The following is a 22459-nucleotide window of genomic DNA, read 5'->3' on the forward strand; positions in this document are numbered from 1 at the left end:
GGATAAAAAAGGAAAGCGAAGCTATATGGCTCTTCTGCCCTGCGCGGGCATAATGGCTGCGCCACCCTCCGGGACTTATACCGCTCCGGTTGTGGAGCCATGCTTCCAGGGCTTTCTTTTTTCCCTTTTTCTCTTATCAATATAGCGGAGCACATAGGGAATTAAAGAAATACATGGTTTAATCTAACTCAAATATGATGAAAGCAGTTGTTCAAGAATCCCTGTTTAGCGTTTCGGAAATCAAAGTAAGTTATCAGCCAGGTTTTAAAGTGTCGGATAGACCGAAAGTGACCTCATCCAACCCCGCCTATCAAATTTTTAATGCACACTGGGATCATGACGTCATCGAAATGACCGAGCAGTTTTATGTTTTAATGCTGAACAATGCAGGACATGTGCTGGGTATCCAGCAGATTTCTTCGGGCAGTTCCAATGGGACGCTGGTGGATCCAAAACTGGTTTTTGCCGTAGCGTTGAAAACCTTTTGTGCCAGCCTGATTCTGGCACACAACCATCCTTCGCAGCTCCTGGTACCCAGTGAGCAAGATCTGATGTTGACCAAAAAACTGGTGGAAGCCGGTAAACTGCTGGACGTGCAGGTTTTGGATCATCTGATTGTTGGGAAGTATGGCTATTATTCCTTTAAGGATGAGGGCATCATGTAATTGGAGTGGCAAGTTAGTTTAACAGCTAAAATTATCCTGGATATTTTGTTTAAATTGTCCTGCCAAATCTGATCGCTTATGCCCGACTATTCGTTCCTGAACCTTTCGCCAGCTGAATTTGAAGTACTTACCAGAGATCTGCTGCAAAAGGAACTTGGCCTCCACCTGGAATCTTTTACTAGTGGCCGCGATGGCGGGATTGACCTTCGGCATAGCCGTTCGAGAAAAAGGGAAGTGATTGTTCAGTGCAAAAGATACACGGGCTTCGCGAGCTTAAAAGCCAACTTGGAACAGGAAGTGGAAAAGGTTAAAAAGCTAAAGCCTGAACGTTACATCATCTGCACTTCTGTTGGGTTGACGCCTGGACAGAAAAATCAGCTATTGACGCTATTTAATCCGTTTATACTTGCTCCTGGGGACATCTTTGGCAGGGATGACCTGAACAACCTGTTATCAAAATTCCCGGAAGTGGAAAGGTCGCATTTCAAATTGTGGCTGTCCAGTACCGAGATCCTGCAGCGGATTCTGCACAGCAAGATATACAACCAAAGCGCTTTTGAAGAGGAAAAAATAAAGGAAACCGTCAGGCTATTTGTCAGCAATGACAGCTTTGGTGATGGCCTGAAACTGATCGAACGACACCGTTACCTGCTCATCTCGGGATCCCCTGGAATCGGCAAGACTACCCTCGCAAGGGTCATCTCTTATCATTATCTGGCGAATGGTTACGAGGATTTTATTTTTCTGTCCGGTTCGATTGACGAGGCCTACTCGCTGTACAATGCGGACCGAAAACAGCTGTTTTTGTTCGACGATTTTTTGGGTAAGACTTTTCTGCACCTGAAGCTGGGACGGAACGAAGACGAACGGATTATCCGCTTTATCGAGCGCATCGCGAAATCCGATAATAAGCTTTTGATCCTGACCACCAGGGAATATATATTGGCTCAGGCCAGGCTGAGTTATGAGGTGTTTGAAAAACCGGCCATCCGTCTGGCTAACTGTATCCTTGATCTGGAGGGCTATACCAAGCAGGTCCGTTCGAAAATACTCTACAACCATATTTTCTTTTCCAATCTCGATCAGGCGTATATCGAAAACTTACTGGAAAAAAGCAGTTACCAAAGAATTATCGCCCATAAGAATTATAGTCCGAGGATCATTGAAACGGTTCTGGAAAACATCAGCACCATTCGGCCAGAGGAGTTTGTTTCGAAGTTCATTGGCTATCTGGACTACCAGGACAGCATCTGGAAACACGTTTATGAAAGCCAGATCACGCCATTCTCACAGCTCATCCTGGCCAACCTGCTCACCGCGGGAACACCGATTGCGATGAATGACCTGGAACTGCTCATCCGTGCTTTCGCCGAAAGGTTTGCCTCCAAGTACGGGATTGTATATAGTCAGATTGCTTTTAACAAGGCCATTACGGAGCTTGAGAACACCTTTATCCGGTCTTCCAGAGACAGCAAGGATAAGCTGGTGATCGATTATGCCAACCCATCCATTCAGGATTTTCTGGTCACCTATCTGAACGATCTGCAGGATATGATGGGAGATGTTATTGATACCGCTTGCTTTTTTAACCAACTGGTTAGCTTTTTTGCTTACGAGGGGCCGGGAACACCGTCACAGAGGCCTCGAAGGACACATCTTGCTGTTACACCTTACCTAGCCACAAAACTGGTCAATAGATTAACTCAGAATTTTGTTGAGCTGCCCAGTTCAACATTAAAAAAAAGATTAAACTCGAACACAGAACCTTATTATTATCAGGTACGCAGGTCTGTTTACAATAAGCTGAATTTTTTGAGACATTCAAATCTGTACACTAATAATATTGCAATGAGAAACTTTACTTTGGAGTTTTTCAAACTGATCATGATCCCAAATCATGTACAAAGCGAGGATATTGGGCATTATGTATCTCTGGTCATTTATTTTCATAATGAAATACCCTTTGAAGAGGAAAAGATCCTGGCTGCCCTTGCCCCAAACATTGAGACGCTCTCCGACTATCATGATTTTAAGCAACTGGAAGCCCTCTATACAGAAACTTATGCCAAGTTTATTTCGAAAAGCGCTGCATATAAGGAGGCGGTCAGGCAGATGGTTGATTGGGAGGCCGAAAATGTAGACACGCTTGATATCCGGGATTTTGTTGATGATATCCACGCCATTGTGGACCATACCAAAATTGACCTTGCCAATGTTATTATCGATCTGGAAGAAAAATTTCAGGAAAGAGACCGGGATTATGATCCCGATGAAATTTATGATCATGATGAGGATGTGCGGAGCGAATACCGAGCGGAAGAGGAAAATATCTCCGATATGTTCGACAGTCTGAAGTAGTTTTTTTGGGCCCTCAGCTAAACTTTTAGGCTAAATTACCCTAGTAGGGTAATTGCGGTTTTTTCGGGATGCAATTTTGTAGCAGATAATATGCTAGCGATGAAAACAGATCAACTCGACATGCTTGATACCGGCAAACCCACAGAACCAAAATTCAAAACGCCAAAAGTCCATGGACGCAGATTCCATGGCGCTCCACACCTGAGGTTAAAAAAGGTCAGGACTTCGCCCAGGCAGAAAATCCGTCAGCTGCTGCGCGATTCCATTTCGATGGAAGAAGTTAGATCCTTATCCAAATCCCTTTCTCGTCCGGAAAATCCGACAATTTAAACCTCTTTATTTCAAATCTTTAAACCAGGCTTCCTGATCCGTTGCTTTGGCCAGTTTCTGGTCCGCGTGGACGTCCAGCAAGATGTATAATTGTAGACAATTACATCTTGCAAAACTTGAGTTTTGGGCCTCACTCGCAACTCGTGAGGCCTTATTATTCAACAGATGTCCAGACCAAAGCTGCCTGAAAACGATAAGTTAAACCGCCTGATCCGGGTGCGGGTTAATGCGCAGGTATATCAGCGGTTGACGGCTTTGCAAAAGCAGACCGACTGCCGGAGCATCTGTGAGCTGGCGAGAAAAATACTGTCCAGGGAACAGATTACGCTGCTCCACAAGGATGCGAGCATGAACGGAACGATGGAAGAGCTCGCGCTGATCCGAAAGGAGCTCAAGGCCATCGGGATCAATATCAATCAGCAGACCCATCGTTTTCATACCAGCCAGAGTGCCGCTGAAAGGGCTTTTTATGTAGCCAAAACTGCAAAGTGTTACGGAGAAGTTGATGAAAGGGTTACGACGCTTTTAAAACTGGTGCATCAGCTAACGATGGTATGGTTGCAAAAATCATAAGCGGCAAATCCATACGCGGTATTTTGCACTACAACGAAAATAAGGTGAACCAGGGCGAGGCCTATCTCCTGCTGGCCAGCGGTTTTGCGGGCGAAACCGACAAAATGGATTTTAGCCAGAAACTCAACCGATTTAAACACCTGACAGACCTGAACGCCAAAGTCAAGACCAATGCGCTGCACATCAGCCTGAACTTTCATCTGGATGATCAGCCGGGCGATGAAAAACTGCAACAGATTTCATTGGACTATATGGAGCAGATCGGTATTGGCGATCAGCCCTTTCTGGTTTACCGCCACCTGGACAGCGCGCACCCGCACATCCATATCGTGACAACCAATATCCAGCGGGACGGCACGCGCCTGGATCTGCACGATATTGGAAAGAAACGATCCGAGCCTGCCCGAAAGGCCCTGGAAATAAAATATGGGCTGATAAGGGCTGAAGGACAGCAGTCACAAATCAGGGAAAAACTGGAGCGGCTAACTTATGGGGAAAGACCGACTAAATCGGCGATTGCGAACATCGTTACCCGGGTGCTTCAGGAATACGCTTACAGTTCTTTTGCGGACTATAAGACCCTGCTGGAACATTTTGGGGTACTCGCTGACCGGGGAAATCCGGAAAGCGAAATGTTCAAAAAAAACGGTCTGCAGTATTTTGCGCTGGATGTAGCAGGAAAGCCTAAAGGGGTACCCATCAAGGCCAGCAGCATTTACCGGAAACCTACTATGGCCAGTCTGGAAAAGCGGTATGAAAAGAATGCAGTTAAAAAAAAGGCAAGCAGACAGGAGTTCAAAAAGATTCTGGACAGCGTGCTGGTTAAACCCCGCGCCTGCTCTATGGAAAGTTTTAGTAAAACGTTGAATAAACAGCAGATCAGTACGATATTCCGGAAAAGCGAAGCGGGTAATCTGTATGGAATTACCTATATCGATCACCGGCAAAAAATAATATTCAATGGCAGCGAGCTCGGCAAAGCTTACAGCGCTAAGGCTATAACGGAAAGACTGGAGCAAAACGCGGTTTTCTCGCAGGGCAAAAAACAACTTCAAAAACAATATACTCCGTTGCAATCAATTTCTGGAACGCCAGAAAATACAGCTCTAAATCCAGGGCATATACTGGATATCCTGACCAAAGCCGATCACGAGGCAAACTTAACACTGCCCAGAAGAAAAAAGAAATGCCGCAAGGGCAAAAAACAGGTACAGGAAATTACTTTATAAATTGAGATATGAATACAGGCGAAGACACGCAGGGCCTGCGCAAAATCATGGATTTCAGCAGGCTGATCAGCATATTTATTTTAGTGGTCCATTTTTACCTCTGCTGTTATGCGGCCTTTGTGCACTGGGGATTTACCGCTGGCATCACCGACCGGATCATGGCGCACCTATCCAGGCTGAGCTGGCTGAATGGGATTTTATGGCCAAAGCTTTGTGCCCTGCTATTTTTAGCGGTGTCGCTTTTGGGGGTCAGGGGAAAAAAGGATGAAAAGGCAGTGGCGGAGAACATCAGCGTCTATCTGGTTTCGGGACTATTGGTCTATGGACTATCTTATCTGGCACTTTATCTGAATATGGCTATGGAGCGAATGGCCATATTGTATATATCCTTGAGCCTGATGGGTTACCTGCTTATCCTGACCGGTGGCTCCAGGCTGAGCCGATTGTTAAAAGACCGCCTGAACCCGGACGTTTTCAATGCCGAAAACGAGACTTTTCCCCAGGAAGAACGTTTGCTGGACAATGAGTTTTCGGTCAACCTGCCCACGGTATACCAGTTGAAAAATGAACACCGGAAAGGCTGGATCAACATCATCAATCCCTTTCGCTCGATCCTGGTGGCGGGCAGTGCGGGCGCTGGAAAGACCTATTTTGTCATCCGGCACATCATCGACCAGCAGATCAAAAAGGGTTATTCGATGTTTATTTATGACTTTAAGTTTGATGACTTAACCCGCATGGCCTACAACAAGTTATTGCTTTATCAGGATCAGTATACAATCAGGCCATCTTTTTACATCATCAACTTTGAGGACCTGGAGCGCACCCACCGTTGCAATCCGCTGGCGCCCGAGGGCATAGAAGATATTACGGATGCCAGCGAGGCCAGTCGTACCATCCTGATGGGACTCAACAGGGACTGGCTGAAAAAGCAGGGGGATTTTTTTGTGGAGTCACCGATCAACTTTCTGACTGCGGTGATCTGGTTCCTTAGGAAATATGAAAACGGCAAATATTGCACCCTGCCCCATGCGATCGAGTTGATGCAGCTGGGTTATGCCGAACTCTTTGCGCTGCTTGAAATTGAAGGCGAAGTTGGCGTACTGATCAATCCCTTTGTCTCGGCCATGCGCAACAATGCGCAGGCGCAGCTGGAAGGACAGATTGCGTCGGCAAAGATCGGCATGGCCAGGCTGGCTTCTCCCCAGCTCTATTATGTGCTCTCGGGGAACGACTTCACTTTGGACATCAATGATCCGCAAAACCCGAAACTGGTCTGCATGGGAAACAATCCGCAGAAGATCGAGACTTATGGGGCGGTGCTGTCGCTTTATGTGAACCGGATGCTCAAGCTGATCAACAAAAAAGGGAAGCAGAAATGCAGCCTGATCTTTGATGAATACCCGACTCTGGTGGCCAACCTGATCACGACAATTTCGACGGGCAGATCCAATCTGATTTCCTGTACGCTGGGTATCCAGTCGATCGAGCAGGTGAAAAAAGAATATGGATCAGAGCAGGCGGAAATCATTATGGGCATCTGCGCGAATATGTTATGCGGCCAGGTCAGTGGCGACAGCGCGAAAAAACTCTCGGAGACTTTTGGCAAAATCATGCAGGACAGGCAGTCTTTAAGCATCAACAGTTCAGACACTTCGATATCCAGATCTACACAGATGGATTACGCAATTCCTGCATCCAAGATCGCGACCTTATCCTCTGGAGAATTTGTGGGACTGGTGGCGGACAGCCCAGATGAAAAGATTCCGCAGAAAATGTTCCATGCCGAACTGCAGAACGATCATGAGGGCATCAAAAAAGAAGAAGAAAATTATATACCTATTCCCCAGATACGAAAAGTCACCCGGGAGGATGTCCAGGTCAATTACCTTCGGATCAAAAAAGAGGTAGCCGAACTGGTTTGGAGGGAACTGGATAAATTGCCCAAAGGGGAAAAAGAGGAAAACAAGAAAGGCAAACGGAAAGAAAAACTGAAAAAGGAAATGTCAATGCAGAGATCCAAGAACAAAAGACAGAATCTTTCCATGTAAAAGCAATCCCCACTGATTTGAATTAGGCTTTTCGTTGATGAATTTCTACCATGAAGGAATTCGTTAGGACATTTAGGAGCGTATCCTTAACTTAGGGGATAAAGAAATTCAAATGCAACGGAAATTAAACCAGGCTATGCAAAATTATTTTGATGAAGACGTGAGCAGGGGCTTTCACTGGTTTCGGAATTTTATGTCCGACGAGGAATGGAACAAACGCAGAGCGCGCGTCGAAGAGCATATTGAGCACGCGATCATGAGTGGGCACGGGCTGTCCAGCCTCCCGGAAGAAGAATTTTTGCGGGTGAATTTTGACAGGGACAAAATCGTCTGGTATCTGTATCTGATGGACACCTGTCTGCATGATGCAAATTCTTACGAACCTGTCGCCGGAGCGAGAGTGATTGCAATTTTTAAGCGTATCGGAGAGCATCTGGAGGAACTGAAGGCCATAACAGATGTCAACAAAAAAGTCAGGAGACTTATCAAAAATGACCCATCTGAAGCAGACGCGGTTCTTTTTGAATTACTGACAGCCCTTCTGTGGGCAAGAAACGGTTATCAGGTATCGTTCTTACCTGAGCTAAAATCTGAAAAGCAGCCTGATCTGAAGGCGGTGAAAGACGGAAAAGAATTTTTTATAGAGTGTAAAAGACTGTCCAAGGCATCGGTATATGCCGATAAGGAAAAAGAGAAATGGCTTAAGATGTCCAGGCATGTTGTCCATTTACTGGCTGCTATGGATTTAGTGCTCGAGGTCATCTTCCACGAAGAATTATCCGAACTTAAGGAAACCTTTCTATTGGACGTATTGAAAAATAAGCTGAAGAAAAAGCCCAAACCCGGTTTGTTGCTTACCAATTCAAAAGTGACCGTAAGGGTTTCAGGGGTTAATTATAACCAGATACACGCGCACTTACTAAATTTCTCGGTCCGGAACCCCTCTCCGCAACCGGCCGAGCTTGTTGGTGGACGCCGTGACGACAGTTTTGGCTTTACCCATGGTGTTGCGGCGGATCATTTCAGATTGGGGAGCGGATTGGGCAATAATGTATTCATTGACCGCATTCGCAAAGCCTATGGTATTTATTGGAAATGCACAGCTCCTGCGTCTGTAGAAAAAAAAGCACGGGACATCTTTGCTCACCTGAAGGCAGCTTTGCAGCAGCTTCCAACAGTACCCAATTCAGTGATCCACATTGGAATAGAAACTTACGATGGCCCCGAGGTTGAACAGGAAAGGTTCAAAAAAATTAACAGCACGATGAACAGGTTTGACATTAAGGGACAAAACCTGACATGGGTCTATTGCCATTTTTTTCAGTCTTATGCACCGCCGGATCAGATGTATGTTTTCGATGAATCCTCATTCCGTTTCCATAATGTAGCGCTGAATGTCCCTGAGCCACTGGAAATAACTTCTATGATTGTACCCTGGGAAAATACAGAGGAAAATAACCTGCACTGGCTAAAACCCCAGCCCTGATTTTCATGCTTTAATTAATGTGCAGTCCTTTCTCACCGGATAAAAGGTTTTAAGCGAAATGCAGTATTTTCTTGTAATCGTATTTATCAAACTGGTGTCCCTTGTCGGCTTCATGCAGGGCTATAAGGTCATTTTTAAGCTGAACCTTTAACCAGACATCTACAGGCGTGTGAAAAAACCTGGAAAATTTCATGGCCAGTTCGGTGTTGAAGGCGCGCTGTCCCTTTAGGTATTTGTTGAGATTGGAAACATCCGTATCCAGATGTCCCGCAAACTGGCTTTTGTTCAAGCCCAGCACCTTGCAAAATTCCACTACGAAATATTCAATGGTGTATACCTCTTTTGTTTTGAGGTCTTCCTGTTGGAGGTATTCTTCCAAGCGGTACAGCACCGAAAGCATTTCATTCCTGATCAGACGCTCGGGCGAACGGCCGGCCTGAATCTGGCTGGCGTAGGTTTCGACAAGCGTTTTTTTATCTTTGTTCAGCTGATGACCATCACTTGGCGCGATGGTCATGCTGAAATCTTTTTTGTTATCTTTTACGATACTCATAGCAATATTCTATTCTTAGCTTCCATTAGTTAAGATAGCGTTCAATCAGTAGTTCCCCATTCTCATCGAAGATCACCATCATATTGGTAGTCCCCAATCGCATGGCTCTGTACCTGGAGGAATAAAGGTGCATTAACTTAACTTCATCTTCCTTCCGCTCCTCGCCAACTTCAAAATAAAGCATCCCCTTGTAATCGCCAACACCGCGCATCAAACTGAGCTTGAAGGCATAAGCAATCAGGCAGCCTGCAACATGATCATGTTTCTTTTCATCTCCCTTGTTGTGCGGTGCCACTTCCAAAAAGGCCATATAGGGCTTTTTTTTATCCAGCAGCTGGAATATCATGCATCCTTCAATCACATCGGGAGTATCCTCCCGGACCAGGACATAAGCGGTTGCATCCTTTAGGTATTTAAGCTGCTTATGGAAATCAAATCTCCAGCCATCTTGCAGAGATGGCATCTGGGCAAGACTTCCTTCTTTAATTAAGGCATCCGCCTGTTCATTTGTCGCGAGGACAATAATTTTTATTGTCATTTTTCGTATTAATCATCATTAGTAGGTTAACTTTTTACGATCTGTGAATTAAATCAAATATACAAAATTAATTTTAATTTTGGTACAGATTGTACCAAAATTATTTCAACTCTAATCTCCTTAAGCCGAAAGATATTTAATTCCGGTTTTTAAAACATTAATCATACGCATAGTCTAAAGCTTAACTCGATTTAGCGAAGTATATCGCTGATGACCTGGATAAAAAGATTGATTTCTCCTTCCGTATTGTAATAGTGAATCGAGGCACGCACGAGACTCTCCTGCCCTGTATTCTCCATGTAGATCGGTGTAGCCTGCTGTACTCCGATGGAAACATTTATCCCCTGTTGAGTCAGTCTGGTTTTGATATCGGCGCTGCTCAGGCTATCGGCCGAAAACGTGACAATGCCACTGAGCTGCAGTCCATGATCCCTCAGTGTGATTCCAGTAATAGCAACCAGCTTAGCTCGGAGCAGTCGGCTCAGGCTTTCGATCCTCTGCCAGATCCTTTCCATACCTATGCTGGAGGCATAATCGATCGCAGCGACAAGGCCCAGGGTAAGCGCACGGTTTTTCTCGTAAAGCTCATACCGGCGGGCATCCTCACGAAGGGTATAGCCGTCGAGCGAAACATTCCCTGCGGACAAAAAATCCTTTAGTGCGGGTCTGATTTTGTCCTGAACGGCTTTTTTGACGAACAGGAAACCCGTTCCGCGCGGTGCGCGCAGGTATTTCCGTCCCGTGGCCGAAAGCATATCGCACTTGATCTTTTTCACATCGAGCGGGATCTGTCCCGCGCTCTGGCAGGCATCGAGCAGATATAAAATGTCATGTTTTTCGGCCAGTTCGCCGATGGCCTCGACCGGCAGGATGCTGCCGCCGGAAGAGGAAACATGGGTAAAGATAAACAGTTTGGTTTTTGCATTGATGCTTTCCTCCAGCAGTTTAAGCGAAAAGTCCCCGTTTTCATCGTTCGGGATCACCGTTACCTTGATTTGGGCAGCCTTTTGCGCATCGACCAGACCGATCAGATTGGTGACATATTCCATTTCGCTGATGATGATCTCATCACCGTCCTCGAACTGAAGGCCCTTAAAGGCCGTGCCCCAGGCCGCGCTGGCATTTTCAAAAAGCGCGATCTCTTCTGTTTCGGCGTTGATAAAACCTGCAATCTTTCCATAGACCGCATTGATTCGGTCCAGGTACTTGGCTTCGGTCTCATACCCCCCTTTTTGGGCTTCTTCTTTTAAATAATCAATAACGGTATCGACCACTATATCCGGTGGCAGCGATGCACCGGCATTGTTAAAATGGATCATTTAGCTGCAGCCTCTGGTCTGCAGGCGGATTGCCTGGATTTCTTCGCTTGTGATGGGATTTTCCATAGGGACTAAATTATCGATTTGTTTTAATTTCCGTTTGCATTTGGCCGTTGATGTAACGTCATTTTTAAGCTTCTGCCTGATCTGCGGGGCGCTTGAGCGATTTTGCGCTCGACAGCTGCTCAATCATTTCGCGGGTCATAGCGGCCAGATCGTACCGGGGAATCCCTCCCCAGTCCATCATTGCACGTGTATCGTTCACCGAGCAGGGCCAGCTATCGGCGATCTGCTGGCGCGCGTCGGGCTTATAGCGGATTTTGAACCTGGGAAAATGTTCGCGGATCTCTGAATAAAGCTGCTCAGGCGAAAAGCTCATGGCTGAAAGGTTATAGGAAGTGCGGATCCTGATCTCTTCGGCCGGGGCATCCATGATTTCCAATGTAGCCCGGATGGCATCCTCCATGAACATCATGGGCAAAAAAGTGTCCGCCTTTAAAAAACAGTCAAAGGTCTCTCCCGCTACGGCGCTGTGGAAGATATCCACGGCATAATCCGTAGTACCCCCGCCAGGCAATGCCTTGTAGGAGATCAGTCCTGGAAAGCGCAGCGAGCGGATATCCAGTCCGTAGGTCTGGTGATAATACTGGCACCAGTGTTCGCCGGCCGCCTTGCTGATGCCGTAAACGGTTGAGGGAATGCTGGAATTGACCTGGGGACAGTTGATCTTCTGGGCATCGGGCCCGAATACGGCGATGCTGCTCGGCCAGAAGATTTTTTTAATGCCGCATTCCACGCTGGCATCCAGTACATGGAGCAAACCGTCCATGTTCAGTGTCCAGGCCTGCTGGGGATTCTTTTCTCCCTTTGCCGAGAGCATGGCCGCCAGGTGGTAGATCTGGGTAATGCCATAGTTGCGCAGGATGGAGCCGAGCTGGATCCTGTCGAGTACGTTGAACTGCAGATAGGGCTGGAAATCCTGCCCGATGTCTTCCGCGCGGCGCATGTCCGAGGCGATGATGTTTTCCCGGCCGTGTATTTTTCTTAAGGTCTCGGTGAGTTCCCTGCCGATCTGGCCGCAGGCGCCGATGATGAGTATTTTTTCCATTTGGCTATGCGTATTTGTCTATCCTTTTTTTGCTGTGCTTGAGTGATCCGCGTCATTCATTTGTTTTGTTTTTTGCCCATGTTTTAGGGGAAACTATTGGTTTACGGTTCTCTTTAATTTCTGCGCTCAGGTAATCAGCGTTTTGCTTGAAGGGGGTTGACTTTTTGATCTGCAGACATTTACCCAGTTTGCCTATTTTCCTGGCTAAAAAAACGGCGGGGGTATGAAGAACCCCGCCGTATAATTAACAAGGTCAAGGCATCCGCCTTTTCCGTCTTGAGTTTCTCCCCCCTAACTGGAGAGTGTTGTAGCTTATTCGTCCCATGGAACCCATGAGGCTTTAAACAGGCCGGAGGAATGGGCTTCGCGTCCGGGACTGCAAAACTAGATCAGGCCATTCCCATTTCCGAAAAATACCTGACTTTGAAACTTTGGACTACATGGATTTGATTATGCCAAATCTTATGCTGTACAGGGTTTCTTTCGAGCCGTAAAATGGGTTACCGGTTCATGAGATGAAATAAGGCGGAATTTTGGGCATGCGGCAAGAGGGCAAAAAAGAGAAAGCGAAGTACATGGCCGCCCTGCCCTTCGCGGGCATAATGGCTATCGCCACCCTTCGGGACTTATACCGCTTCGGTGGGTCCGGGCCATGCTTCTGACGCTTTCTTTTTTGTCCTTTTTTCTTTTGAAAAGATTTCCCGGGTTTGGGAATCTGCATAAAGGATCGGGCATTAAAGGGAAACAATTTCAATAAGGTTTTATCAAAAAAGGTCGGTGCAGCCGCAAATGCATGAAAGCGTATGAAAAATGATTTTGAGCAGCGCAGGGAACGCAGCAGCAGGCTCAACTGGCTTTCTTTCAAAATTTTTTGCTCCCATTTGCTCATTAAAAAGCGAAAGAAAATCTGTTCGCAGAATTACCGTTTTCCGGAAATGAATTTTCGCAGCCTTTAGCTCACCTATGTTTATCATGCCATATACCGTTCCCTTATGTGAGCGCAAAAGGTTTGCAACATCAGCTACCGATAAGACTTCATTTTCCAGCCGAGATACCTGGTATGAAAAATCCTTAGTTACTGTTTCAATTTCAGATGCCTGGATTTTACTGTCCCTCGCTTTAGCCTTATAATACTTTGAGTTACACCCTTTGCTACAAAATCTGGTGACCGTTTTTTTAGCGATAAAGGTGTGATTACAAAACTCGCAATTTCTTAAAATTTTTAGATTACTACTCATAAGTTAAGTCTCCCTTTTATGTGCTTCATAGTGCTTACACGTACTTCTATGACTAGTTAATACCTAACACCGAACATACAATGTATAACGTCTTTGACTGGTCAAAAAAAAGCTACAAATTCACAACAAAATAATGCATAACAATGGCAAATTACGAAAATCTAGGAAATAAAAAAATCGCTAACTACTTAGTAATTAGCGATTTGTTATTCCTTATTATTCAGTAATCTACAAATTCTATAGGATTACTTGCCGATACAAAACTTTGTAAAAATATTTTCCAGCAAATCATCGGTAGTAACCGTTCCAGTTATCTCTCCGAGGTAATGTAAAGCCTGCTTGATATCCATAGCCAAAAAATCGGAAGTAACCGGATTATCTACATTAGCCAATACCCTTTGCAAGGCATGTTCAGTTTGTTTAAGAGCTTCTACATGACGGATGTTCGTAACCAAAGTTTCGCTGGTATTAATATGGTGAAGGTTTACCTGTTCCAGCAAGGTTGTTTTTAACTCATCAATACCCTGTTTCTCTTTGGCAGAAATGAAAACAGCATTTAACCCCTCAAAAGCTTTGCGTTGATCGGTAGAAATCAAATCAGCTTTATTCACCAGAATAAGGTAAGGAATAGCCAGTTGCTCAAGACCCCTCACCTGCTCTTCAATCTCAGGGATGCTTTGTGAAGCATCGGCCATATAAATGATCAGTTTGGCCTGTTTCATTTTCTCTAAGGTACGTTCTACACCTAAAGCTTCGATGATATCGGCTGTATCACGGATCCCGGCGGTGTCGATAAAACGGAAAACAATGCCACCAATGGTCAGTTCATCTTCAATGGTATCTCGGGTGGTACCGGCAATGTCAGATACAATGGCCCGTTCCTCGTTTAATAGTGCATTTAACAGGGTCGATTTTCCCACATTAGGTTTACCCGCAATAACAATCGGCACACCATTTTTGATCACATTCCCCATTTCGAATGAGGAAATCAATCTTTGCAGTACATAATTGATTTTGTTTACCAGGTTTTTCAACTGTTCACGGTTAGCAAACTCTACATCTTCTTCGGCGAAATCGAGTTCAAGCTCAATCATCGAGGCAAAATGGATCAGCTGTTCACGCAAGCCTTTTAATTCATTAGCAAAACCACCACGCATCTGCTGCATGGCCACATCGTGCGAAGCTTTCGAATTTGAAGCGATTAAATCTGCCACGGCTTCTGCCTGACTTAAATCGAAAGCACCGTTTAAAAAGGCTCGTAAGGTAAATTCGCCCGGTTTCGCCGCACGCGCTCCCTTACTGATCAAGAGGTTAATAATCTGCTGGATAATGTAATTAGAACCATGACAGGAAATCTCCACCACATTTTCTTTGGTGTACGATTTAGGCGCAACAAACAAACCTGCAACCACTTCATCAACAATATGATCGCCATCTTTAACCAAGCCAAAATGTAAAGTATGGGTGTCCTGCTTTTCTAAATCCTTTCCGGCAAAAACGGTATTGGTAAGCGAAATTGCATCCGGACCGGACAAACGGATTACGCCAATAGCCCCCGAACCTGAAGGAGTGGACAAAGCAATAATGGTATCTTGATCGTTGTTCATGTGTTGTATTAAAGCTGCAAAAATAAGTCTAATCTATCGGTATATCGTGTAAGGGAAGTAATTTTTTTCATGATGGTTCAGTTGTCATTCGTTTATTCGTCAATAGTTTGATCGTTCATGGTTAATGGCATAACTCCTCACCAAACTCCAACCCTGGCGATCAGTCTACTTCGGACTCCGGACTGCCGACTTCGGACTAAAAAACAAAACTTTTTCACAACAACTGTGTTTAAATCCTAATCAGATAAACTTTTTTATGACTAACAATTTACCCCTAACCGTTAAACGATCTATTGAGTTATTGGGCCTTATGGCTGTTGTAGCGGTAATGGTAATCGGACGCGACATCATTATGCCGATGCTGATGGCATTTTTCATTAGTATTATGCTGTTGCCTGTTTACCGCTTTTTAAAAAGGAAAAAATTTCCGGAGACGCTCGCCATTATCCTGCCTATATTATTGGTTGCATTATTTGTGGCATTAATTATCTGGTTCTTTTCCAATCAGATTGGTGTTCTGGTGAAAGATTTTCCGCAGATCAAAGCTAATGTAACACAGCATATCAATTCGTTAAGCGATTGGATCAGTCGCATTACACATTACGATGATAAACAACAAAAAGCCTTCATCCAGGATAAAAGTGACGACCTGATGAACATGGGAACTTCCCTTGCAGGCAGTACAGCGGTAACACTGAGCGGTATTTTTGTATTTATAGGCCTGTTACCGATCTACATTTACCTGATGCTGTTTTATAAAGATATTTTATTACGTTTCATTTTTATGTGGTTTAAAACCGACGATCATCCAAAAGTGAAAGAGGCCATTTACGAAACCGAATCGATCATTAAAAGTTACCTCATCGGTTTATTGATCCAGATTACTTATATGACCATTTTATTGGGTGGAATATTGATGCTGATCGGCATTAAACATGCTTTGTTAATCGGCGTAATTTTCGCTATTTTAAACCTGATTCCTTATGTTGGCGCCTTAATAGGCAATGTAATCGGTGTTTTGCTTACCCTAACCTCTTCTCAGGAATTATGGCCTGTACTTACCGTTTTAGGTGTAATTGCATTCGTTCAGTTTCTGGACAACAACATATTGATGCCGCGTATTGTAGGCTCTAAAGTAAAAATCAATGCTTTGTTTGCCATTCTGGGAGTATTTATAGGCGGAAGTATTGCGGGCGTCTCCGGAATGTTCCTTGCCCTGCCGATTGTAGCCGTGCTTAAAATCGTGTTCGACCGTACCGAATCATTTAAACAATGGGGTGTACTATTGGGCGATGAGCGTCCGGCAAAAAGCCCGATGATGTTTCCAAACTTTAGAAAAAAGAAACCTGTTGCAACGAAATCAGGGATTGAAGGAAAGTAGTACTTAGTCTTTAGTCTTTAGTCTTTAAATAGAAAAGAAAAAGCATCGTTAGGTTTAATCCAGCGATGCTTTTTTATGCTTTTGTCATTCTGAACGCAACTTGTCCCGAATATTCGGGAGTGAAGAATCTTTAAAATGAAGAGCCGTAGATTTCTCCATTTCACTGCGTTTCAGTCGAAATGACGAACCGGTGGGGATCGCTAATCGCTCGCCATCATCCATCTCACCTCTTCCATCCCCCATCTTTCTTACATCCGTTCAGGCGACGTAATTCCCAAAATAAGCATTCCCGAATAGATAATATCCGCAGTTTTTTTGCTTAAATTTAAACGGAACTGTTTTACTTCACCTTCTTCGGTTTTAACGATTGGCGGCACTTCATGGTAGAATTTGTTAAACAATTTCGCCAATTCATATAAATAGTTGGCCAAACTCGCCGGACTATAAGCCTTCGCGGCAATTTCTATTTCTGCAGGATATTTAGCCAGTTGCAAAATCATTTCCAACTCTACATCACTAATCCCGCTAAACTCCAAACTCCCAACGCCAAACTTATAATCAGATTTGCTCAAAAGCGATTTAATCCTCGCGTGCGTGTATTGAATAAAAGGACCTGTATTTCCCTGAAAATCGATACTTTCGGCAGGATTAAACAATAAACGTTTCTTTGGTTCTACTTTTAAAAGGAAATATTTTAAAGCGCCTAAACCAATGTTTTTATACAATTCTTCTTTGTCTGCTTCGCTAAAATCGTTGGTTTTACCTAATTCTTCCGTTTTTTCACGGGCGGTAGTTACCATGCTTTCAATTAGCTCGTCGGCATCAACAACTGTTCCTTCACGACTTTTCATTTTACCGTTCGGTAAATCAACCATTCCGTACGATAAGTGGTATAAACCTTTCGCCCAGCTTTTACCCAGTTTCTCCAAAATCAGGAACAATACCTTAAAGTGATAATCCTGCTCATTTCCCACCACATAAATCGACTCATCCATATTAAAATCGTCATGTTTCATTTCGGCGGTACCCAAATCCTGTGTAATGTAAACCGAGGTTCCATCTGCACGTAAAACCAGTTTCTGGTCTAAACCATCAGCCGTTAAATCGATCCACACCGAACCATCTTCCTTTTTAAAGAAAACACCTTTGGCCAAACCTTCTTCAACCGTACCTTTTCCTAACAGATAAGTATTGCTTTCGTAGTAGAATTTATCAAAATCAACCCCAAGATTTTTATAAGTGATATTGAAACCCGCATAAACCCATTCGTTCATCGTTTTCCAAAGCGAAACCACTTCTTCGTCGCCCTGCTCCCATTTCAAAAGCATTTGTTGTGCTTCTTTGATTAATGGTGCATTTTTCTTTGCTTCATCTTCCGTTTGTCCTTCGGCTTTTAAAGCGTCTATTTCTTTTTTGTATTCCTTATCAAAAATTACATAGTATTTCCCAACCAGGTGATCGCCTTTTAAACCTGTACTTTCAGGAGTTTCGCCATTGCCCCATTTTTGCCAGGCCAGCATCGATTTACAGATGTGGATTCCACGATCATTAACCAGGTTTACCTTCACTACATCGTAACCATAAGCCTTTAACAGCTCAGAAACCGAATAGCCCAATAAATTATTACGCACATGGCCCAGGTGAAGCGGTTTATTGGTATTTGGCGATGAATATTCTACCATTACCTTTTTACCGTTCGGCGCATAAACACCAAAATCGGGCTTTAAAATTTCTTCGTTAAACTGTTTAAGGAAATAACTTTCGGCAATACTCAGGTTCAAAAAGCCTTTAACCACATTAAATTTGGTTACCTCAGCTACATTAGCGACTAAATATTCACCAATTTCATTTGCAGTTTGCTCAGGCGATTTTTTCGAGATTTTGGTGATCGGGAAAACAACAATAGTTGCCTGTCCTTCAAATTCTTTACGGGTTTCTTGTATGTTGATCACACTTTCGGCAACTTCTTCCTGATAAAGTTCGGAGATGGCTTTCTGTGTTGCGGCAATAATAAAATTCATGTGCCAAAAATAGAGAAAAAAGTCCGAAGTCGGGAGTCCGGAGTCCGAAGATTTTTTAGCTAAAATTCATTCATAACGTTTTTAAAAAGGTTTGGAAAGGTGCTGTAGTGCTTGTCGGATCGGATAGTCCTTCTTTCCGCTGTAGTCCCGATTTTTCAAATCGGGAGCTGCCGCTTCAATAAGGTTTATAATGTTCGTTCTGTGCAAATAGAAAAAATCAGAGGTCCGAGGTCGGAAGATAGGATGCTTATAGCCTTAACTCCATTGGCATTATAATTATCCAGCACTTATTTTCAAACTATATCTTCCGACTTTCAGACCCCGGACTTTCGGACTCTCAAAATTTCTAATAGATTTGTAACAACTAACTTATTTATGAGCGAGCAAAATCAAAACTTTAAAGTGAGCGTAAACACCGAAATTGGCAGGTTGCGTAAATTATTAATACATAGTCCGGATAGTGGTTTAGGCAAAGTAGTACCTTCCAAAGCACAGGATTGGCTTTTCGAAGATATTGTACATTTAGATACCATCCGTAAGGGCGAATACGATTATTATATTAAACTATTGATGTATTTTCTTGATCCCGATAAGATCAAGGGAAAACTGGCCGAAATAGATTCGGAAGCATCAGACCGTAATTTTTACAAACCCAATCATCCTGATTTTCATAATTCCAAATCGGTCATCGAGATACAAAACCTGTTGAGCGAAATGCTCGAAAACGAATCGATCAGAAAAAAACTGGTTGCAGCGGTTTGCGCTATTGAGGGTTGTACCTATAAAGTACAGTTAGAACTCACCAATACCGATCCGAAACAACTGGCTGAGATTTTTATCTCCGGAACACTGGCCAACGATACGATGATTTTTGCGCCTATCCCCAACCTCATTTTCACCAGGGATGTGGGCACCACCATCAATAACCACATTTTATTAAACAAACCGGCTAAAAAAGCACGTGTGCGCGAAACGCTATTAATGCGTTATATTTTCTTTAACCATCCTTTGTTCGAAGCCTACCGAAACAATATTCTGGAAATTCCTGATGTAACCATGCACTTTTTACGTCCCGGCGACGAACCTGCTTTCAGCACCACTTTAGAAGGTGGCGATGTGATGATGGTAAGCCCGAACCATGTACTGATTGGTTGCAGCGAGAGAACTTCGGAGCATGGCGCCAACGAAGCCATTAAATTATTGTTCGACCAGGATGTGGTGGAAAAAGTTACCGTGGTAAAAATCCCGAGTAAACGTGATTATATGCACCTGGATACTGTTTTTACGCAGGTTAAACGCAATACCTGGGTAATTTTGAATTCTATTGCACATTCTCCGAAATACAATCCTTACGAGCCAATTAATTTTTTAAAAGAACCTGAAAAATTGGAGGCAACAACGGCCATTCAGTTTACAAAAGCCAATCCGCAGGAGCCCAAACACTTCGAACATGTAGAAGCTTTGCTGAATGATATTAGTCAGAACGACTTAAAAAGTACAGAACCGACTAAAATTATTTATAGCGGAAATAATCAGTTCCCTTACGATTCGCGCGAGCAATGGACAGATTCTTGCAACCTTTTAGCCATTAAAGAAGGTGTGGTGTTAGGCTACGACAGGAACGACAAAACCGTTGAGGCCTTTAAAGCTGCCGGCTTTGATGTGGTAGATGTGAAAGATCTGGTACAGGATTTAGAAAGTGGCAAAGTAAGTGCCGAAACCATAACCGATACCTTGATTTTAATGCCTTCCGCAGAATTATCACGTGCACGTGGTGGTTTCCACTGTATGAGTTTACCGATTTTAAGAGACAATTTATAGAATGTAAAACGTAAGATGGTTAATGGATGATGGGCAACCGCCCGGAACAGTTAACCAATTAGCCGTTTTAAACAATTAATTAAAAATGCATACGACCAACCATATCCTCATGATCCGCCCTGTTGATTTTAAGTTCAACGAGCAAACGGCAGGAAATAATAAGTTTCAGGTTGCTTCTACCGAGAGCGATGTACAGGCACAAGCCTTAAAAGAGTTTGATGCTTTTGTCGACCTTTTGCGTAAAAACGATGTGGATGTAACCGTAGTAGACGATACTTTGGAACCTGAAACGCCTGATTCTATCTTCCCGAACAACTGGGTTTCCTTTCACGAAGATGGCTCGGCGTACCTTTACCCCATGTTTTCTGAAAACCGAAGGTTAGAGCGTCGCAGGGAAATATTAGATGGACTGAAAGATAAATTCGAAGTAAACCACATTAGCGATTTAAGTTTTTATGAACATCAGCACGCCTTTTTAGAAGGAACGGGAAGCATGGTTTTAGACCGAACCAATAAAATTGCATATGCCTGCTTAAGCGTGCGTACTGATGAAGAAATACTGAATAATTTCTGCATGCTTACCGGTTACGAGCCAGTGGCTTTCCAGGCAGTGGATGCCACAAATTTCCCGATTTACCACACTAATGTAATGATGTGCATCGGCGATCGTTTTGCGGTAATCTGCCTCGATTCTATTAAAGATCCTGAAGAAAGATTGAACGTAACCATCAGTTTAAAAGGCACTGAAAAAGAAGTTATAGAGATTAGTTTAGATCAGATGAATAAATTTGCAGGTAATATGCTGCAGGTTGCCAATGCAGCTGGTGAAAACTTACTGGTCATGTCTGAACAGGCTTATTTATCATTAAATGCAGAGCAGATCATATCACTTGAAAAATACAGCAGGATTATTTACGCACCGCTTTACACCATCGAAAAAAATGGCGGTGGCAGTGCACGGTGCATGATGGCTGAGATACATTTGCCGGGTAAAGATTAATTTCCTCCGTGGTTCGTGTCCTCACGAACCACTTTATTAGTTTTTTTGCCACGGATGCACTGAAAACACGCAAAACTTACTTCACCGTGGTTCGTGGAGCCACGAACTATTTTTATAAGATAACTAGTCTTGCAAAGCCGTCATTTCGAGCGAGGTGCAACGCAGTCGAGAACCACGTAAGTGCTCAGCGAAGCTAAATCTAACTCGAGATAGATCTCTCCCCGCCTGTACGGGCAGGCATTCCACTGCGTTTCAGTCGAGATGACGGCGCTTTTTATTGCCCCCCCTCGTCATGGTTCCTGTTCCGTGTTTCGTGTCCTCACGAACCGCCTTATTGGTTTTTATTTGCCACAGATGCACTGAAAACACGGAAAACCCTTTTCATTAAATGCACTCGCTATTAAACCGTAAATAGCAGCACCAGCCTAATTTCAATAAACCTGATCGGAACGACATCCCGAATTAAGCATTGTTGTTTATTATTTTTTGGTATGTTTGCTTGTTGCACAGGTTTCTTCGGGATAAAGTGGAGAGCAGGAATAAGCCTAACCTATAAAAAACAGGAACCTGTTTTCCAAATCCTTAAATCACACAAAAAACTGTAATACAATACATTACTAAATCATCATACTGCTTTTTGCTCTGTTCCGTGGTTCGTGTCCTCACGAACCGCTTTATTAGTTTTTATTTGCCACGGATGCACTGAAAACACGGAAAACTCATTTTCATTAAATGCACCCGCTATTAAACCGTAAATAGCAGCACCAGCCTAATTTCAATAAACCTGATCGGAACGAACATCCCGAATTAAGCATTGTTGTTTATTATTTTTCGTATGCTTGCTTGTTGCACAGGTTTCTTCGGGATAAAGTGGAGAGCAGGACAAAGCCTAACCTATAAAAAACAGGAACCTGCTTTCCAAACCCTTAAGTTACACAACAAATTGTAATACATTACTAAATCATCATATTGCTTTTTGCTCTGTTCCGTGGTTCGTGTCCTCACGAACCGCTTTATTAGTTTTTATTTGCCACGGATGCACTGAAAACACGGAAAACCCATTTTCATTAAATGCACTCGCTATTAAACCGTAAATAGCAGCACCAGCCTAATTTCAATAAACCTGATCGGAACGAACATCCCGAATTAAGCATTGTTGTTTATTATTTTTGGTATGCTTG

The 22459-nt window shown here is 43.7% G+C and carries 17 protein-coding genes; 10 read left to right on the forward strand and 7 right to left on the reverse strand.

The window, feature by feature from the left end; genetic code table 11:
* The first annotated feature begins 194 nt into the window (after positions 1–194).
* The 7 genes from ABD769_RS09820 (at position 195) to ABD769_RS09850 (ending at position 8692) form a co-directional block, all read left to right on the forward strand.
* Complete coding sequence (locus ABD769_RS09820) at positions 195–665, forward strand: JAB domain-containing protein (RefSeq protein ID WP_344851258.1); 471 nt, start codon at positions 195–197, stop codon at positions 663–665.
* A gap of 78 nt (positions 666–743) precedes the next feature.
* A complete protein-coding gene (locus ABD769_RS09825) occupies positions 744–3023 on the forward strand; it encodes an nSTAND3 domain-containing NTPase (RefSeq protein WP_344851259.1) in 2280 nt (759 codons plus the stop codon).
* Between the two features lie 99 nt (positions 3024–3122).
* Positions 3123–3353, forward strand: a complete 231-nt coding sequence (locus ABD769_RS09830) for a hypothetical protein (RefSeq protein WP_344851260.1) — start codon at positions 3123–3125, stop codon at positions 3351–3353.
* Between the two features lie 165 nt (positions 3354–3518).
* The gene (locus tag ABD769_RS09835; protein ID WP_344851261.1) at positions 3519–3926 is read left to right on the forward strand and encodes a mobilization protein; all 408 of its coding nucleotides are present in this window, start codon (positions 3519–3521) and stop codon (positions 3924–3926) included.
* Positions 3908–5155, forward strand: a complete 1248-nt coding sequence (locus ABD769_RS09840; RefSeq protein WP_344851262.1) for a relaxase/mobilization nuclease domain-containing protein — start codon at positions 3908–3910, stop codon at positions 5153–5155. The genes ABD769_RS09835 and ABD769_RS09840 overlap by 19 nt, the downstream gene beginning before the upstream one ends.
* 8 nt (positions 5156–5163) lie before the next feature.
* Complete coding sequence (mobC, locus tag ABD769_RS09845) at positions 5164–7206, forward strand: conjugal transfer protein MobC (protein ID WP_344851263.1); 2043 nt, start codon at positions 5164–5166, stop codon at positions 7204–7206.
* Positions 7207–7342: 136 nt separating this feature from the next.
* Complete coding sequence (locus tag ABD769_RS09850; protein ID WP_344851264.1) at positions 7343–8692, forward strand: hypothetical protein; 1350 nt, start codon at positions 7343–7345, stop codon at positions 8690–8692.
* Positions 8693–8741: 49 nt separating this feature from the next.
* Here ABD769_RS09850 and ABD769_RS09855 read toward each other — a convergent pair whose 3' ends face one another.
* From ABD769_RS09855 to mnmE, 6 genes are all read right to left on the reverse strand, one after another.
* A complete protein-coding gene (locus ABD769_RS09855) occupies positions 8742–9245 on the reverse strand; it encodes a helix-turn-helix transcriptional regulator (RefSeq protein ID WP_344851265.1) in 504 nt (167 codons plus the stop codon).
* A 25-nt stretch (positions 9246–9270) separates the two neighbouring features.
* On the reverse strand, positions 9271–9783 hold the full coding sequence (locus ABD769_RS09860) for a hypothetical protein (RefSeq protein ID WP_344851266.1): 513 nt from the start codon (positions 9781–9783) through the stop codon (positions 9271–9273).
* 191 nt (positions 9784–9974) lie between these two features.
* Positions 9975–11102, reverse strand: a complete 1128-nt coding sequence (locus ABD769_RS09865) for an aminotransferase class V-fold PLP-dependent enzyme (protein WP_344851267.1) — start codon at positions 11100–11102, stop codon at positions 9975–9977.
* A 130-nt stretch (positions 11103–11232) separates the two neighbouring features.
* On the reverse strand, positions 11233–12210 hold the full coding sequence (locus tag ABD769_RS09870; RefSeq protein ID WP_344851268.1) for an NAD-dependent epimerase/dehydratase family protein: 978 nt from the start codon (positions 12208–12210) through the stop codon (positions 11233–11235).
* 764 nt (positions 12211–12974) lie between these two features.
* Complete coding sequence (locus tag ABD769_RS09875) at positions 12975–13448, reverse strand: helix-turn-helix domain-containing protein (RefSeq protein ID WP_344851269.1); 474 nt, start codon at positions 13446–13448, stop codon at positions 12975–12977.
* Positions 13449–13693: 245 nt separating this feature from the next.
* On the reverse strand, positions 13694–15055 hold the full coding sequence (mnmE, locus tag ABD769_RS09880) for a tRNA uridine-5-carboxymethylaminomethyl(34) synthesis GTPase MnmE (RefSeq protein ID WP_344851270.1): 1362 nt from the start codon (positions 15053–15055) through the stop codon (positions 13694–13696).
* A gap of 256 nt (positions 15056–15311) precedes the next feature.
* On the opposite strand from mnmE, the gene ABD769_RS09885 reads away from it, so the two are divergent.
* On the forward strand, positions 15312–16436 hold the full coding sequence (locus ABD769_RS09885) for an AI-2E family transporter (RefSeq protein WP_344851271.1): 1125 nt from the start codon (positions 15312–15314) through the stop codon (positions 16434–16436).
* A gap of 248 nt (positions 16437–16684) precedes the next feature.
* On the opposite strand, the gene argS is transcribed toward ABD769_RS09885, so the two are convergent.
* Positions 16685–18457 carry an arginine--tRNA ligase gene (gene argS / locus ABD769_RS09890; protein ID WP_344851272.1) on the reverse strand — a complete coding sequence of 591 codons (1773 nt, stop codon included), beginning with the start codon at positions 18455–18457 and terminating at the stop codon, positions 16685–16687.
* Positions 18458–18832: 375 nt separating this feature from the next.
* On the opposite strand from argS, the gene ABD769_RS09895 reads away from it, so the two are divergent.
* Together ABD769_RS09895 and ctlX are read left to right on the forward strand one after the other, a co-directional pair.
* Positions 18833–20278, forward strand: coding sequence for an arginine deiminase family protein (locus ABD769_RS09895; RefSeq protein WP_344851273.1), 1446 nt, complete (start codon positions 18833–18835; stop codon positions 20276–20278).
* An 85-nt stretch (positions 20279–20363) separates the two neighbouring features.
* The gene (gene ctlX, locus ABD769_RS09900; protein ID WP_344851274.1) at positions 20364–21278 is read left to right on the forward strand and encodes a citrulline utilization hydrolase CtlX; all 915 of its coding nucleotides are present in this window, start codon (positions 20364–20366) and stop codon (positions 21276–21278) included.
* The last annotated feature ends 1181 nt before the right edge of the window (positions 21279–22459 follow it).

The organism is Pedobacter jeongneungensis, from assembly GCF_039538295.1.
In the GTDB taxonomy this organism is placed as follows: domain Bacteria; phylum Bacteroidota; class Bacteroidia; order Sphingobacteriales; family Sphingobacteriaceae; genus Pedobacter; species Pedobacter jeongneungensis.

Coding starts and splice junctions, on each gene's coding strand:
- ABD769_RS09820 (WP_344851258.1), top strand. CDS start 195: ATGATGAAAGCAGTTGTTCAAGAATCCCTGTTTAGCGTTTCGGAAATC.
- ABD769_RS09825 (WP_344851259.1), top strand. CDS start 744: ATGCCCGACTATTCGTTCCTGAACCTTTCGCCAGCTGAATTTGAAGTA.
- ABD769_RS09830 (WP_344851260.1), top strand. CDS start 3,123: ATGAAAACAGATCAACTCGACATGCTTGATACCGGCAAACCCACAGAA.
- ABD769_RS09835 (WP_344851261.1), top strand. CDS start 3,519: ATGTCCAGACCAAAGCTGCCTGAAAACGATAAGTTAAACCGCCTGATC.
- ABD769_RS09840 (WP_344851262.1), top strand. CDS start 3,908: ATGGTTGCAAAAATCATAAGCGGCAAATCCATACGCGGTATTTTGCAC.
- mobC (WP_344851263.1), top strand. CDS start 5,164: ATGAATACAGGCGAAGACACGCAGGGCCTGCGCAAAATCATGGATTTC.
- ABD769_RS09850 (WP_344851264.1), top strand. CDS start 7,343: ATGCAAAATTATTTTGATGAAGACGTGAGCAGGGGCTTTCACTGGTTT.
- ABD769_RS09855 (WP_344851265.1), bottom strand. CDS start 9,245: ATGAGTATCGTAAAAGATAACAAAAAAGATTTCAGCATGACCATCGCG.
- ABD769_RS09860 (WP_344851266.1), bottom strand. CDS start 9,783: ATGACAATAAAAATTATTGTCCTCGCGACAAATGAACAGGCGGATGCC.
- ABD769_RS09865 (WP_344851267.1), bottom strand. CDS start 11,102: ATGATCCATTTTAACAATGCCGGTGCATCGCTGCCACCGGATATAGTG.
- ABD769_RS09870 (WP_344851268.1), bottom strand. CDS start 12,210: ATGGAAAAAATACTCATCATCGGCGCCTGCGGCCAGATCGGCAGGGAA.
- ABD769_RS09875 (WP_344851269.1), bottom strand. CDS start 13,448: ATGAGTAGTAATCTAAAAATTTTAAGAAATTGCGAGTTTTGTAATCAC.
- mnmE (WP_344851270.1), bottom strand. CDS start 15,055: ATGAACAACGATCAAGATACCATTATTGCTTTGTCCACTCCTTCAGGT.
- ABD769_RS09885 (WP_344851271.1), top strand. CDS start 15,312: ATGACTAACAATTTACCCCTAACCGTTAAACGATCTATTGAGTTATTG.
- argS (WP_344851272.1), bottom strand. CDS start 18,457: ATGAATTTTATTATTGCCGCAACACAGAAAGCCATCTCCGAACTTTAT.
- ABD769_RS09895 (WP_344851273.1), top strand. CDS start 18,833: ATGAGCGAGCAAAATCAAAACTTTAAAGTGAGCGTAAACACCGAAATT.
- ctlX (WP_344851274.1), top strand. CDS start 20,364: ATGCATACGACCAACCATATCCTCATGATCCGCCCTGTTGATTTTAAG.